The following is a 14,031-nucleotide window of genomic DNA, read 5'->3' on the forward strand; positions in this document are numbered from 1 at the left end:
CATCTGGAATCGGTGCTCTCGCACACTCGACGTGAGTGACAAGGCAGTCATTCTTCCGGCGGCGCTTCGCGCGCCGTCGCGGTATTTGTCCGCCGCTAGACGCAATCGGCGCCCTCTGGAGGGCGCCGATTTCAAATCGTCTGCAAATCAGGGTGCCGCTTGTGCGCGCCGGGCGCGGCGACGCCGCTGACTTGGCGTGAAGATCACGCGAATGTGTCGACGAGGCCTACCGTGCGGCGCACCGGGACGTTCACCGTCGTGTCGATCGCGTCCGTGCTGCCGCCGCCACCGAATGATCCGCTCGCGCCGCTCGGGCGGCCACCGGAACGGCCGGTGTCGGCGTTCTGCTGCTGGCCGCTCTGGCGCGCAAAGCCATCGCTGACGCTCGCGCTTCCCAAGCCAATGCCGTTGGATTCCATCGCCTCGCGTAACTTCGGCAGCGCAGCTTCGACAGCTTCGCGCACGGACTGGTGCTGCGATACGAACAACGCATGTGCATGGTTATCGGCAACCTGCAAGACAACCTGTAGCGGCCCCAGATCCTTCGGGTTCAACGTCAGCTCGGCACTCTGCGAATGTGCGTTCGACAGGAACACCACCTTCTGACTCAACGCGTCTTCCCAGTCGGTCGTGCCGACCTGCGGTGACAACGTATTCGCCGCTTCCGCCGCGCCGGCGTTGCCCGTGGTCTGGACGGCCGCCGTCGTGCTCGCTGCGCTCGCCGCGGCCTGCGAGGCGGCTAGCGCCGCTGTTGCGGCATCCGTTGCGCTCTTGAAGGACGCCATATCGCCGGCTTGTGTGCCTCCGGCTGCAGTCGCCGTCAATGTGTCGACCGCCGCGTTTGCCGCAGCGGATGGGTCGGCTACGGTCGTCGCCGTCGTCATGGCCGTTTTCGATGCGGTCGAGCCCTTGCCGTCACCGAACAGCCCGGCTGCCAAGGTCTTGCCGTCGGCGGTTTCCTTCAGCCCTGCGTTCGTGCCGGCCAAGCCGTTTGCCGAGGTCGCGGCGTTCGCGGCCGCGCCGCTCGCCAATGCTTGCGCGGGAACGCCCTGGCCGTGCGCCAACGCGGCCAGCGCCGCCTGCAACGCGTCTTGCAATGACTTTGGATCAGTGGCGGCGGTTTTCTTGCCCGGCGTGCCGCCGGTCGTGGCGTCGGTGGTCGTGCCAGGCTGCGCGGTCGCAGCATCGGTCAAGGCCGTGGCCAGGTCAGTTGTGGACGGCGTGTTGGCATTGTTCGCGTCGGCCTCAGCTTGGGCCTGTGCCTGTGCCTGTGCCTGTGCCTGGGCTTGAGCGGCAGCCGCTGCCGCCGCAGTGCCCGCGTCGGTCTGACTAGCCGTGTTGCCGGTTTTCGCCGGCGAGGCATTCGTCTTGTCGGTCGAAGCCTGTTGCGTGTTGTCCGACGAAGCCGCGGACGATGCCGAGTTCGTCGGCTTGCCGGTGTCCTTGCTGCTTGCGTCGTCCGCGCTCTTCGGTGCGGGGTCGGCCGGCGGCGGCGCGTCGTGTACGCTCGACGAAGACGATCCAGAAGACGCCGCGGCCTGCTGCTGGCTTGCGCTCAGTGCAGCCGCGCTGTTCTGCTGGTCGATGCTCTGCTGCAAGGTTTGGGAGAACGGTTTGGCGTTCGCCGCGGCGGCCATGGCCGCGCTGGTCGATGTGCTGCTGGCGGAGCCGAGCAGCGAGCCAATCTGTGAAAGAAGCGACATAGGGAATCCTGTCAATCGGTCAAACAAGGTGTTCAGTCAATCGAGACGGCGCCCGTGCGCCTGATGCACGTCACGCGCCTTCGGCGCGCATCCTCAGAATCCGGGCGGCGTGTTCGTCGGCGTCGCGCTGATCGCGCCGCGCCGTGGTTTTGGCTTCGGCTGCTTCGCCGCGCGCCTGCAGCACTTCGTACGAGCCGAGCTTCTGCTTCTGACGCTGCCAGTCGGGCTTGGCGGCCTCGACGCGCGCATTGGCCGTCACCAGCAGGTTGCGCTGCTGCTCGATGGCGGCGTCGAGCGTGTCGATGAACGCCTGGAAATTGCGCATGTTGCCCGCGGGCATGCCGGTCTGGGCAGTCGCGGTGAAACGCGCGTGATATTCGTCGCGGTATTGGACGAGGGCGTCGAGCTGCGACTGCACGTCGTTGCGCTCGCGCTGCGCGCGACCCAGACGTTGCGCGGCGGCGTCCACATCGTCCTGCGCAAGGCCGATAAGTGTCTTGATCGGAAAGTGTTTCGCCATCGTCAGCCTCCTTGGGCAAACAGCGCGTCCAGCATCTCGAGACTCGGTTCAAAGTTCGCGCACTCGCGAAAACCTTGCTGCAAAAATGCTTCCATCCGCGGATACAGCGCGATGGCGCGGTCGAGCAGCGCGTCGCGCCCGCTCGAATACGCGCCGACGTTGATCAGATCGCGGTTGCGCTGGTAGCGCGACAGCATCTGCTTGAACATACGCGTCTTGTCCAGATGGTTATCGTCGATCAGCGCGGTCATTGCCCGGCTAATCGACGCTTCGATGTCGATGGCCGGATAGTGGCCCGCTTCAGCCAGCGAGCGCGACAGCACGATGTGGCCGTCCAGAATCGCTCGCGCGGAGTCGGCGATCGGGTCCTGCTGGTCGTCGCCTTCAGTCAGCACCGTATAGAACGCGGTGATCGAGCCGCCGCCCGCCGGGCCGTTGCCGGTGCGCTCGACGAGCGCCGGCAGCTTGGCGAACACCGAAGGCGGATAGCCTTTGGTGGCGGGCGGCTCGCCCACGGCGAGCGCGATCTCGCGCTGCGCCATCGCGTAACGGGTTAGCGAGTCCATCAGCAGGAGCACGTGCTTGCCCTGGTCGCGGAAATATTCGGCGAGCGAGGTCGAATACGATGCGGCCTGCATGCGCAGCAGCGGCGAGACGTCGGCCGGCGCGGCGATCACCACGGAGCGCGCCAGGCCTTCCTCGCCGAGAATCTGTTCGATGAATTCCTTCACTTCGCGGCCACGTTCGCCGATCAGGCCAATCACGATCACTTCGGCGCTGGTGTAGCGCGCCATCGTGCCGAGCAGCACCGATTTACCGACGCCCGAACCGGCGAACAGCCCCATGCGCTGGCCACGGCCCACGGTCAGCAACGCGTTGATCGCGCGCACGCCGACGTCGAGCACCTTGTGAATCGGCTCGCGGTTCAGCGGATTGATGACCGGCGCGGACAGCGGGGCGTCGGCATGCGCGCCGAGCGGGCCGAGTCCGTCGAGCGGACGGCCGGACGCATCCAGCACGCGGCCGAGCAATTCCCAACCGACGGGCAGACGTTTGGCGCCCGCCATCGGATCGGCGATCGGCGCGCTTTCCAGCGGAAAAACGCGTGCGCCGGGGAGGAGGCCGATCACTTCGGTGGTCGGCATCAGAAACAGTTTGTCGCCGGAGAAGCCGACCACTTCGGCTTCGGCCATGGGCAGCGAGCTGCCTTGCGGCAGTTCGATCATCACTTCGGCGCCCACGGAGAGGCGCAGGCCCACGGCTTCGAGCACGAGGCCGGCGGCGCGCGTCAGACGTCCGCAGGCGCGCATCGGCTTGGCGATCGCGTTGCGTGCGCGCAATGCGTCGAGGCGGCCGCGCCACGCTTGCATGTGCGGATTGCTGTCGAGCGCGGGATCGTAAGGCGGGTGAGCGATAGCGGCGGAAGCGGGGCTCGCGGAGGCGGCAACGCGGCTCGCTGCGGTGCCCGTCGTCGGATGGGCATGCGCCGGATCGCGCAAGGCGGCTTCGATTGCCGCGACCGCGGCCGCGGCGGGCGTCGCCGCCGCCGGTTCTTCCGCGAGCGCTTCAGCGCCGAACGACGCCAAGGCCAGTTCACGTTCGAGCGGCGTCAGGTCGCTGGCGCGGATTTCTTCGAGCGTCGGCTTCACCATGTGCTCACCTTGCCGAGGGCGGCAGCCACACGCTCCCAGCGCGTGTCGATGCCGGCGTCCACTTCGCCGGTGTTGGCTTGCGCGCGGCAGCCGCCGCGCTCGACCGCCGGATCGGTACGCACGGTCCAGCCGCGCGTTTGCAGTTCTTCCATCAGATAGGCTTCGACCACCGGCAGATCGGCGGGACTCACGATCAAAGCCGGCGCGCCGACCAGCGTAGGCTCGGCGGAGAGCACCTCACGCGCGGCGGCGATCAGTGCGGTCGGATCGTGCTGTACATGCTGGCGCACCACCTGTTGCGCGATGTCGAGTGCGAGCGCGACCAGCGTCTCCGAAATCGCACCTTGAGCGCCGTCGAGCGCTGCCTTGAACGTTTCGGCCAGCGCCGCGAGCCGTGCGGCTTCTTCGCGCGCTTCGCTCTGGCCTTGCTCGAAACCTTGCGCGTGACCCTGCTCGTAACCGGCCTGATAGCCGAGCGCCTGACCGGCCACGTGACCGGACGCGATGCCTTGCGCATGCGCGGCGTCGCGCAGACGTTCGAGTTCGGCTTCGAACGCGCCGTCGTCGACTTCGGGTTCGGGCGGTGCCGGCGGCACCGGATCGAACGAGGCCATTTCCCAGCGCTGGTAGGCCGAGAGGCGTTCCTTCGCTGCGGAGTTCTGATCAGACATATGCATCTTCGGCCTTGCCGCCTAGAACGATCTGGCCGCCTTCGGCCAGGTTGCGCACAATCTGCAGGATGCGGCGTTGCTGCGTCTCGACTTCGGAAACGCGTACCGGACCGCGCGCGTCGAGGTCTTCGGCGAGCAGTTCGGCAGCACGCTGCGACATGTTCGACAGGAACTTCTGGCGCAGCGCGGGCGGCGCGCCCTTCAGCGAGATGATCAACGCCTCGGACTCGACTTCCTTCAGCAACAGCTGGATCGCGCGGTCTTCCAGATCGAGCAGGTTCTCGAACACAAACATCTGATCAATGATCTTCTGCGCAAGTTCCGCGTCGTACTGACGAACGTTCTCGATAACGCCTTCTTCATGGTTGCTCGACATGAAGTTGAGAATTTCCGCCGCCGTGCGAATGCCGCCCATCGGGCTGCGCTTGAGGTTGTCGCTGCCGGACAGGAGGCCCGTCAGCACGTCGTCGAGTTCGCGCAGCGCGGCCGGCTGGATGCCGTCGAGCGTCGCGATCCGCAGCAGCACGTCGTTGCGCAGCCGTTCCGTGAAGCAGGCGACGATTTCCGACGCCTGATCGCGGTCCAGGTGAACGAGAATCGTCGCGATGATCTGCGGATGCTCGTTCTTGATGAGTTCGGCGACCGCCGCGGAATCCATCCACTTCAGGCCTTCGATACCGCTGGTATCGCTGCCTTGCAGAATGCGGTCGATGATCGCGCCGGCCTTGTCGTCGCCGAGCGCCTTGGTCAGCACCGAACGGATGTACTCGTTCGAATCCAGCGACATGCCGGTGTGCTGCTCGGCCTCGCGCACGAACTCCTGCAGGACTTCGTCGACCTGCTCGCGGGTCACGCTCTTCAGTGCGGCCATCGCGACGCCGATCTTCTGGACTTCGCGCGGCCCGAGGAACTTGAACACCTGCGCGGCTTCTTCCTCGCCGATCGACATCAGCAGGAGCGCGCTCTTCATTACGCCTTCAGCGCTCATCGGACACCCAATTTTTCACGACGGTTGCAACGATCTTCGGATCCTGGCGCGCGATGCTGCGCGCGAATTCCAGGTTCCGCTCATATTTGTGCTTGGCGCTTTCGAGCGCGAGCAGTTCGCTGTCGGTTTCCAGTTCGGCGACCGAGCTGCCAATCGCGCCCGCGCGCTCGGCGGCGGGAATGCCATCCAGCAGGATCGGTTCGTCCGGCGACGCCAGCGCCGCGGCGGCAACCGGCTCCGGCGGCGGGAAAGCGCGGCGCAACGCCGGCTTCACCATCACGAAGTAGAGGAACAGGGCGACCGCGCCGATGCCGAGATACGTGGCGATCTGCTTGGCGAGCGCGATCATGTCCGGGGTGCGCCACCACGGCAGGTCGGCGTTCGGGTCGAGTTCGGTGCTGAACGGGCTGTTCACCACGTTGACCGAGTCGCCGCGCGCCTGGTCGAAGCCCATCGCGTCCTTCACCAGCTGGTTGACCTGCGCGAGCTTGTCGGCGGTGACCGGCTGCATGGTGGCGTGACCCTTGCCGTCGACCACGCGCAGGTAGTTCACCACCACCGCCACCGACAGACGCCTGATGCCGCCCATCGGTTGTTCGAGATGGCGCACCGTCTTGTCGAGTTCGTAGTTGGTGGTCGAGTCCTTGCGGTCGCTGACCGGCGTGGTCGTCACGCCGCTCGCGCCAGCCGGCGCGTTGATGGGCGCCGAAGCCGGTTGCGGCGGCTGGTTCGACAGCGCGCCCGGCACGCCCGACGCGCCGCCCTGTGACATTTCGGTGGCGGTGCTCGATTGCTGGCTGCGGATCGCCGCCTGTTGCGGGTTGCCGTTCGGTCCGTAGTTTTCCGAGGTCTGCTCGCTGTGCGAGAAATCGATATCGGCGCTGACCTGTGAATGCGCGTTGCCCGAGCCGAACAGGGGCGCGAGAATCGCGTCGATGCGCTGCTGGGTGCTGCGCTCGATCTGCTGGCGATACTTCAGTTGCGAGGCGTCGAGCCCGCTGCCGGTGGACGGCTGCGTCAACAGGTTGCCGTCCTGATCGAGGATGGTCACGCCCTTCACCGGCATATCCGGCACCGCCGACGACACCATGTGCGTGATCGCCATCACCTGGCCTTCGTCGAGCGCGCGGCCGGGGTAGAGGTTCACCAGCACGGAGGCCGACGGCGCTTCCTTGTCGCGCACGAACACGGACGGCTTCGGAATCGCCAGATGCACGCGCGCCGACTTCACCGACGAAATCGATTCGATCGTGCGCTCCAGTTCGCCTTCCAGCGCGCGCTGATAGTTGATCTGTTCGGCGAACTGGCTGATGCCGAACTTCTGGTTGTCCATCAGTTCGAAGCCGACCGAGCCGCTCTTGGGCAAGCCTTGCGAGGCCAGACGCAGACGCATTTCATGCACCTGTTCGGCCGGCACGAGGATCGCGCCGCCGGCGTCGGAGAACTTGTAGGGGATGTTGGCGGCCTGCAGCGCGGTAATGATGGCGCCGCCGTCGCGGTCCGACAGGTTGCTGTAGAGCACCTTGTAGTCCGGCGCCCGCGACCACAGGAACAGCCCCGCCACCACGGCGACCAGCAGCGCCACCGCGAATATCAGCGGAGCGCGCGGGTTGCCGCGCATTTGCGCGAGGCCTGACAGGCGCTGACCGAAGTTGCCGCCGAGGTTGCTCCCCAGGCCGCCGAGGTCTGCTGCGCCGCCGGCCTGGCCGGCACCGGCCGCGCCAGGCTGCGCGCCGGCGAGGCCCATGCGGGCGTCGGGGTTGATCAAAGAGTTGGCTGACGAATCCATGCGTCGGGTTTCTCCGGGATGCCTTTTGCGTTCTGCCCGCTACCGCACCGAGGGTCGGCGGGCGCACGGACAGAGACTTTCACCCTTGAAATTATCCGCAGCGCGGCCCAACCCGATTGCTTGAATAGAGCCGGGTTTCCCCCCTAGTTTCGGGGCTTTCCCGTATGGCCCGCTGCTATGCTTTCATCCAGATCGGTACGGTTTGGCATGCCGGTCGTCCTTCCCTGGAGAAAACATGACTTTCCCCGTGAACGCGCTTTCGTCGGCGCTGCAACAGATGCAGTCGATGGCGGCGCAAGCGGCCGGCGGCAGCAATTCGGTCGCTGACACGTCGGGCGCGGCGACGCCCACCGGTTTTGCGTCGGCACTGAAAGCCTCGCTGGATAAGATCAGCGGCGATCAGACCAAGGCGGTCGGCGAATCGCAGGCGTTCGAGCTCGGCTCGTCGAACGTGTCGCTGAACGACGTGATGGTCGACATGCAAAAGGCCAACGTGGGCTTCCAGTTCGGCCTGCAAGTGCGCAACAAGCTGGTGTCCGCCTATAACGACATCATGCAGATGTCGGTGTGAACGCGACTCGGGCGGCAACGCTGATCCGGCCGCCCGAACGCGTGCGAACCGTGTGCCCGGCGCGGGCTGCGGCATTTGGCTCCTTAATCCTCCTTGCACTGGCCTAAAGCTTTCCCGCTGCCTATCCGATAACCAGGTACAGGCAAAAATCGGGTGCCGCAACGTGCCCGGATGGGGTGCCACGACCAACCGCAGTGCAAGACAGGAGGAGCGCCGATGTTTTCCCCAGGACACTCTGGAGCCAATGCGTACGCACGCGTCGGCGTCGAGACAGGGGTGATGGGCGCGAGTCCGCATCGTCTGATCGTGATGTTGTATCAGGGCGCAAGGCAAGCGATCGCGCAGGCGCGCATGCATTTGCAGCAGGGCAATGTGTCGGCGCGCGGAGAGGCGGTCGGCAAGGCGATTCAGATCGTCGAAAGCGGGCTGCAGCAATCGCTCAACCTGGAGGCGGGCGGTGAGATTGCGGAGCGGTTGAACGCGCTGTATAGCTATATGTCGCGCCGGCTGCTCGAAGCCAATATAAAACAAAGCGAGGCGATGCTGGTCGAGGTGGATGGTCTTCTGGCCACACTCGAAGAGGCATGGATCGGGATTGCCCCGGAGATCGCGCGGATGGCAGCCCAGCCCGCCGCGGAAAGCATGAGATGACATCGAACGCAGAATACTTCGCCCGTTACGAGGCGATTGCAGCGATTTCCTGCCGCATGCTGATAGCTGCCCGGCGCGCGCTGTGGAACGATCTGGTCCACCTGCAGGAGGAATACCGCCATCTGGTCGAGGCGTTGAGCGACGCGGAAACGGGCGTGAAGCTCGACGAAGCGGAGCGTCTGCGCAAATACGCGCTGATCCGTCAGATCCTGGCCGACGACGCCGCGATCCGCGATCTGGCGAATCCGCGCATGGCCAATCTGTCCGCGCTGTTCGCCGGACGGCCGACACGCGTGCTCAAGGAACTGTACGGCGCGCGCTGAGTGGCGCCGCGCGCGTTCAGAGGCGCCTCTATTTATCCGGCTGACTGACTTTATTTGAGCGCGACGCCGCCAATGTGACCAAGGAATCGGCATGAACGGGATCGACACGACTGTCGCTTCGGTGCTCGCGAGCCGGATCGATAGTCTGCTCAATATCGCGCCGGGCAGTGCGGCGGCTTCGCAGGCCGGCACGGCGGGCGTCGAAACCGCGCCGACCATGCCGGCGCTCATTGAGACGCCCGCGCCGCAGCCCTCCGCCCAGACCGCGCTGTCCGCCGTCGCGCTCACGCTCAATGCGATCGTGCGCTCGGGCGGCGAGGCGACGCCCGCCGTGATCGGCCAGACGCCGATCTGGCCGGCCGCGCCCGCGCTCGATGTGGAAATAGGCGGGTTGCCGCTGTTCGCTACGTCCTCTGCGGCAACGGTTGCCACCGCATCCGCGGACAATCCCAATGCCGCCGCCACCGCGGCCAGCGCCAATGTCGCGGCGGCCCAGGTGCCGGTCGCGGCGCTCGCGGCCGCGCTCGAACAGACCGTCGGCGATAGCGGACTCTTCTATGAAGCGCATCTCGCGCAATGGCTGGCGGGCCAGCGTTCGCCCGCTTCGCTCGCCGGCGAGGCGCAAAACAAACTTGTCGCGGCTGCCGCGCAACTGCCGCTCGATTGGGTGAACGACAGCGGCGAAGCGTCGCCCGCCAATCCGTCCGCCCGGCAGGGCATGGGTGCGGCGCCGAAAGGGTTCTCGAACGGTGGCGGGCAAGACGCGGGCGCCGCCGCTCGCGGGATGCCTTCGATCCCCAACGCGCAAACCGCGCGTTTTGTGGCCGGCGAGGTGCTGGCCAGTTCCCTGTCCGAGCTGAACGGCCAGCCCGCGCATGCGAGCCTGCACGGCGCGACGGCGCAAACCGTCGACGGTGGCGCCTCGCAGAATGCTCAGTCGATGGCCGCCGCGGTTCATCCCGCGACGGTGCCGTTGGTGCGTCAGCAGCTCGATCTGCTCGCGACCGGGCAGTTTCGCTGGACCGGCGAAGCATGGCCGGGCGCCAAGCTCGACTGGACCATCGAACAGGAAGGCGACGAATGGGACCGCAGCGGCGGCGGCACCGCGAGCGAGGACGACCAGCCGTGGCGCACGCGCCTGACGCTATCGCTGCCGACGCTCGGTACAGTCGATGCGGAATTGACGCTGACCGGCACGCGGCTCGTCGCGCGTGTGCAGGCGAGTCCCGGCGGCGCCGCGCGTCTTGCGATGCAGGGCGAGAGCTTCCGCCAGCGGCTCGCGGCGGCGGGCATCCAGTTGAATGGCTTGACGATTCGCGAGATCGGCGGCGGCGCGCCCGCCACCGCTGCGAATGCCGCGGGCGCGGCGGCCGCTCAGGCGGCGGCGTCGGCGTATGCGCGGTCGGCTTCGGCGGGCAGTTCGGCCGATGCGGGCAGTGCAAACAGCGCGGCAACGAACCGCACCGCAGGCGGACGCCGTCGCACCGCGGCCACGCCCCTCGACGATTTCGATTGGGACATGCGATGAGCCGCAAACATCGCCGCAGCGCGGCCGCGCTCGTTTACGACGCAAAAGGCAGTGATCCCGCGCCGCGCGTGATCGCCAAAGGCTACGGCATGCTGGCCGAGATGATCGTGCAGCGGGCCAAGGAAGCCGGCCTGTACGTGCATGAAGCGCCCGAAATGGTCTCGCTGCTGATGCAGGTGGATCTCGACGCGCGCATTCCGCCGCAGCTTTATCAGGCGGTGGCGGAAATGCTCGCGTGGCTGCATCGGCTGGAAAGCGGCGCCGAGAATGAGCCGCCGGCAGCCGCGAGCACCGACGCGCCGGATGTCATCGACGTGGTGGCCACCGAAATCGAAGGCGGCCCGGCGACGCGCTGAGCGTCAGAACCGCATCATCAGTTTCAGCAGCGCGTTGACCCGTTTGCCGTACGGCGGCGAAATCCATCCGCGGGCGTTCAGACGCGCCTGCGTCAGCACCGGCTTCATCTTCGAGAACGTCACGAAGCCTTCGTAGCCGTGATACGCGCCCATGCCGCTCGCGCCGACCCCGCCGAACGGCAGACTCTCGCACGCAAGATGCATCAGCGTCTCGTTGATCGCCATGCCGCCGGCGATGGTTTCGTGCGTCACGCGTTCGATAGTGGCGGCGTCGTCGGCATACAGATATAGCGCGAGCGGACGCGGCCGGGCGTTGATCCACGCGATCGCGTCGTCGAGCGTGTCGTAGGACACGATAGGCAGCAGCGGCCCGAAGATTTCCTCCTGCATCAGCGCGCATTCGTCCGGCGCGTTGGTGACGGCGATCAGCGGAAAGCGGCGGCTCGTTGCATCGGGCGAACTGTCGGTGAGCGAGTGCAACTGCGCGCCGGCGGCCTGGGCTTCGTCGGCGAGACGCTCCAGCCGCGCGAAGTGGCGCGCCGAAATGATCGACGTGTAATCGGGATTGCCGGCGAAGTTCGGGTACATCTTCGCCATCCGCGCGCGCGCCCGTTCGACGAACGCCTGCTCCTTGCCGCGCGGCACCAGCACGTAGTCCGGCGCGACACAGGTTTGCCCCGCGTTGAGCGTCTTGCCGGCGACCAGGTTGTCCACCGCGTTGTCGAAACGCGCATGCGCGCCGATGATGGCGGGCGACTTGCCGCCCAGTTCGAGCGTGACCGGCGTCAGATGCTCGGCGGCGGCGCGCATCACCTCGTGACCGACCTTGGTCGAGCCGGTGAACAGCAGGTGGTCGAAGGGCTGCGCGCTGAACGCGGCGGCGAGCGCGGCGTCGCCGTTCACCACCGCGACGTGATCGCGCGCGAAGGTTTGTCCGATCAACTGCTCGAACAGCGCCGAGGTGCGAGGCGTCAGTTCGGACATCTTGATGATCGCGCGATTGCCTGCAGTCAGCGCGCTGACGAGCGGTCCTACTGCGAGCAGCACCGGATAATTCCACGGCACGATGATGCCGATCACGCCGAGCGGCTGCGGCACGACCTTCGCTCGCGCGGGCAGCAGCCATTTGTTGGTGCTGCGTCGTTGCGATCTCATCCAGCGCTTGCCGTGTCTAAGCGCGCCGTCGATTTCCTCCTTCACCAGCAGAAATTCGGCGAGCAACACTTCCTGTTTCGAGCGATTGCCGAAGTCGGCGTTCATCGCCTCGGCGAGCGCGTCGCGATTGTCGAGCATGACTTTGCGCAGCGTTTTCAGATGCGCGGCGCGCGTCTCCCACGACGGATACGGCGCGCGCAGATAAGCGTGGCGCTGATCGCGCAGCAGCGCTTCGAGCGCGGCGACCTCCGGCAGATCGTTTTTCATGTGTGTCCACTCCCTGATGGATAGCGTTGCGCGTCGAATCGCGCTTTTATTGGATGTGCTTCCGCAGCCTCTGCTTCGCGGTGTGTTTGCAAGCGTGCGTGTTTAACGTCAGGCAGAAAATGCCCGTTCGATGATCGCCGCGTGATCGAACGTGGCCGGCAGCGTGCCATACACGCGGCCGCTTTCGCCGCAGCCATCGGCGAGGCGCGTGGCAATAAACGCCTCGGCCACTTCGCCAGGCGCGTGTTTGAGCAGCAAGGCGGCCTGCGCGATCAGCACGACTTGCTGCGCGATCCGCCTTGCTGAAGCTTCGCGATGCTCGGCCGGTCCATTGAGCGTGGCGGCCAGCTTGCCGAGCGCGGCGCTCAACGCCGGATGCGCTTGCGCGTCCGCCTGCCAGGCGGAGAACAACGCCTGCGCGGCTTCCGGCTCGCGCTCCATCGCGCGCAGCACGTCGAGGCACATTACGTTGCCGGAGCCTTCCCAGATCGAATTCACTGGCGCTTCACGATAGAAGCGCGCCATCGGACCGGTTTCGACGTAGCCATTGCCGCCCCAGACTTCCATCGCCTCGCCGGTGAATTCCAGCGCGCGCTTGCAGACCCAGTATTTCGCCGCAGGCGTGACGATACGGCGCCACGCGCGCTCGGCGAGCGAAGTGGAAGCGGCGTCGGTGGACTCTTCGAACGCGCGCGCGAGACGCATGAACAGCACCGTCGCCGCTTCCGATTCCAGTGCCAGATCGGCGAGCACGTTGCGCATCAGCGGCTGATCGGCGAGATGGCGGCCGAACGCACTGCGATGACGCGCGTGGTGAATCGCCTGCACGAGCGCCGCGCGCATCAGCGCCGCACTGCCGATCACGCAATCGAGCCGCGTGTAATTCGCCATTTCGATGATGGTCGGCACGCCGCGCCCTTCGTCGCCGATCATGATGCCGAACGCGTCGAGGAATTCGACTTCGCTGCTCGCATTCGAGCGATTGCCGAGCTTGTCTTTCAGACGCTGGATCTGCACGTTGTTCTTGCGGCCGTCGGGCGCGAAGCGCGGCACGTAGAAGCACGACAGGCCTTCGTGTTCGTCGGTGCGGCCGAGCACGAGATGCGCATCGCACTGCGGCGCGGAGAAAAACCATTTGTGCCCGACGAGCCGGTAGGCGCCGCCGCGGCCGCTGCCGGCGGTGGCGTAGGCGCGCGTCTGATTGCTGCGCACGTCCGAGCCGCCTTGTTTTTCGGTCATGCCCATGCCAATCATCGCGGAGGTTTTCTGCTTGAGCGGCAGATCGCGCGAATCGTGCTCGCGCGCATAGAGCTTGTCGCGCAGCGTCGCGAATAGCGCGGGTTCGCGTTGCAACACGGGGATGCTCGCGAAGGTCATCGTCAGCGGGCAGAGCGAACCGGATTCGATCTGCGCATGCAGGAAGTAACCGGCGCAGCGTGCCACCATCGCACCGCGTTGCGGATCGGAAAACGGCAGCGCGTGCAGGCCTTCGCGGCGCAGCAGCGAGAGCAGCGTGTGCCACGAAGGATGAAACTCCAGCGCGTCGATGCGCTCGCCGCGCGGACTATGCGTGAAAAGTTCGGGCTCGTGACGGTTGGCCAGCTCGGCGAGTGCCAGCGTCTCGGGCGTGGTGAGCGCCGCGCCGTGCTGCAGCAATGCACCGCGATGCCAACCGGCGCCGTCACGTTCGAGGGCGGCGGACAATGCGGCGTCGCTGGAAAAGAGGTTGTAGTCCGCCAGCGGCGCGACCTGATTGGTCACCTCGTGAGTCTGGCCGAAGCTGTGCTTTTCCATCTGCTGTCTCCGTTCAACGCATGCTCGCCGGCATGGGCCGGCAGCGCGCTGTTTGATCGCCGC

General features: G+C 66.3%; 13 protein-coding genes. 5 read left to right on the forward strand and 8 right to left on the reverse strand.

What is annotated here, in order from left to right; translation table 11 throughout:
* Positions 1 to 203: 203 nt before the first annotated feature.
* The 6 genes from B0G73_RS30160 to fliF form a co-directional block, all read right to left on the reverse strand.
* Positions 204 to 1,703 carry a flagellar hook-length control protein FliK gene (locus tag B0G73_RS30160; RefSeq protein ID WP_106284819.1) on the reverse strand — a complete coding sequence of 500 codons (1,500 nt, stop codon included), beginning with the start codon at positions 1,701 to 1,703 and terminating at the stop codon, positions 204 to 206.
* A gap of 70 nt (positions 1,704 to 1,773) precedes the next feature.
* Positions 1,774 to 2,223: a flagellar export protein FliJ gene (gene fliJ, locus B0G73_RS30165; protein ID WP_106284820.1), complete on the reverse strand. Its 450-nt coding sequence runs from the start codon at positions 2,221 to 2,223 to the stop codon at positions 1,774 to 1,776.
* 2 nt (positions 2,224 to 2,225) lie between these two features.
* A complete protein-coding gene (fliI, locus tag B0G73_RS30170) occupies positions 2,226 to 3,875 on the reverse strand; it encodes a flagellar protein export ATPase FliI (RefSeq protein ID WP_106284821.1) in 1,650 nt (549 codons plus the stop codon).
* Positions 3,869 to 4,552: a flagellar assembly protein FliH gene (gene fliH, locus B0G73_RS30175; protein WP_181196671.1), complete on the reverse strand. Its 684-nt coding sequence runs from the start codon at positions 4,550 to 4,552 to the stop codon at positions 3,869 to 3,871. The genes fliI and fliH overlap by 7 nt, the downstream gene beginning before the upstream one ends.
* Positions 4,539 to 5,534: a flagellar motor switch protein FliG gene (fliG, locus tag B0G73_RS30180; RefSeq protein WP_007179928.1), complete on the reverse strand. Its 996-nt coding sequence runs from the start codon at positions 5,532 to 5,534 to the stop codon at positions 4,539 to 4,541. The genes fliH and fliG overlap by 14 nt, the downstream gene beginning before the upstream one ends.
* A complete protein-coding gene (fliF, locus tag B0G73_RS30185; RefSeq protein WP_106284822.1) occupies positions 5,524 to 7,323 on the reverse strand; it encodes a flagellar basal-body MS-ring/collar protein FliF in 1,800 nt (599 codons plus the stop codon). Before fliF ends, fliG begins: the two co-directional genes overlap by 11 nt.
* Before the next feature lie 235 nt (positions 7,324 to 7,558).
* Between fliF and fliE the strand changes: the two genes are divergently transcribed.
* From fliE to B0G73_RS30210, 5 genes are all read left to right on the forward strand, one after another.
* Positions 7,559 to 7,894 (forward strand): flagellar hook-basal body complex protein FliE, encoded by a 336-nt coding sequence (gene fliE / locus B0G73_RS30190; RefSeq protein WP_106284823.1) that lies wholly within the window; start codon positions 7,559 to 7,561, stop codon positions 7,892 to 7,894.
* 216 nt (positions 7,895 to 8,110) lie between these two features.
* Positions 8,111 to 8,545 (forward strand): flagellar export chaperone FliS, encoded by a 435-nt coding sequence (gene fliS / locus B0G73_RS30195; RefSeq protein WP_106284824.1) that lies wholly within the window; start codon positions 8,111 to 8,113, stop codon positions 8,543 to 8,545.
* Positions 8,542 to 8,868, forward strand: a complete 327-nt coding sequence (locus B0G73_RS30200) for a flagellar protein FliT (RefSeq protein ID WP_106284825.1) — start codon at positions 8,542 to 8,544, stop codon at positions 8,866 to 8,868. Before fliS ends, B0G73_RS30200 begins: the two co-directional genes overlap by 4 nt.
* Positions 8,869 to 8,959: 91 nt before the next feature.
* Positions 8,960 to 10,396 carry a flagellar hook-length control protein FliK gene (locus B0G73_RS30205; protein WP_106284826.1) on the forward strand — a complete coding sequence of 479 codons (1,437 nt, stop codon included), beginning with the start codon at positions 8,960 to 8,962 and terminating at the stop codon, positions 10,394 to 10,396.
* Entirely contained in the window at positions 10,393 to 10,752 is a 360-nt protein-coding gene (locus B0G73_RS30210) for an EscU/YscU/HrcU family type III secretion system export apparatus switch protein (protein WP_106284827.1), read from the forward strand. Before B0G73_RS30205 ends, B0G73_RS30210 begins: the two co-directional genes overlap by 4 nt.
* A 3-nt stretch (positions 10,753 to 10,755) precedes the next feature.
* On the opposite strand, the gene B0G73_RS30215 is transcribed toward B0G73_RS30210, so the two are convergent.
* Complete coding sequence (locus B0G73_RS30215; RefSeq protein ID WP_106284828.1) at positions 10,756 to 12,174, reverse strand: coniferyl aldehyde dehydrogenase; 1,419 nt, start codon at positions 12,172 to 12,174, stop codon at positions 10,756 to 10,758.
* A 108-nt stretch (positions 12,175 to 12,282) separates the two neighbouring features.
* A complete protein-coding gene (locus B0G73_RS30220) occupies positions 12,283 to 13,968 on the reverse strand; it encodes an isovaleryl-CoA dehydrogenase (RefSeq protein WP_106284829.1) in 1,686 nt (561 codons plus the stop codon).
* Positions 13,969 to 14,031 lie beyond the last annotated feature (63 nt).

It is taken from the genome of Paraburkholderia sp. BL25I1N1 (assembly GCF_003002025.1).
Classification (GTDB): Bacteria; Pseudomonadota; Gammaproteobacteria; order Burkholderiales; family Burkholderiaceae; genus Paraburkholderia.

Coding starts and splice junctions, on each gene's coding strand:
- B0G73_RS30160 (WP_106284819.1), bottom strand. CDS start 1,703: ATGTCGCTTCTTTCACAGATTGGCTCGCTGCTCGGCTCCGCCAGCAGC.
- fliJ (WP_106284820.1), bottom strand. CDS start 2,223: ATGGCGAAACACTTTCCGATCAAGACACTTATCGGCCTTGCGCAGGAC.
- fliI (WP_106284821.1), bottom strand. CDS start 3,875: ATGGTGAAGCCGACGCTCGAAGAAATCCGCGCCAGCGACCTGACGCCG.
- fliH (WP_181196671.1), bottom strand. CDS start 4,552: ATGCATATGTCTGATCAGAACTCCGCAGCGAAGGAACGCCTCTCGGCC.
- fliG (WP_007179928.1), bottom strand. CDS start 5,534: ATGAGCGCTGAAGGCGTAATGAAGAGCGCGCTCCTGCTGATGTCGATC.
- fliF (WP_106284822.1), bottom strand. CDS start 7,323: ATGGATTCGTCAGCCAACTCTTTGATCAACCCCGACGCCCGCATGGGC.
- fliE (WP_106284823.1), top strand. CDS start 7,559: ATGACTTTCCCCGTGAACGCGCTTTCGTCGGCGCTGCAACAGATGCAG.
- fliS (WP_106284824.1), top strand. CDS start 8,111: ATGTTTTCCCCAGGACACTCTGGAGCCAATGCGTACGCACGCGTCGGC.
- B0G73_RS30200 (WP_106284825.1), top strand. CDS start 8,542: ATGACATCGAACGCAGAATACTTCGCCCGTTACGAGGCGATTGCAGCG.
- B0G73_RS30205 (WP_106284826.1), top strand. CDS start 8,960: ATGAACGGGATCGACACGACTGTCGCTTCGGTGCTCGCGAGCCGGATC.
- B0G73_RS30210 (WP_106284827.1), top strand. CDS start 10,393: ATGAGCCGCAAACATCGCCGCAGCGCGGCCGCGCTCGTTTACGACGCA.
- B0G73_RS30215 (WP_106284828.1), bottom strand. CDS start 12,174: ATGAAAAACGATCTGCCGGAGGTCGCCGCGCTCGAAGCGCTGCTGCGC.
- B0G73_RS30220 (WP_106284829.1), bottom strand. CDS start 13,968: ATGGAAAAGCACAGCTTCGGCCAGACTCACGAGGTGACCAATCAGGTC.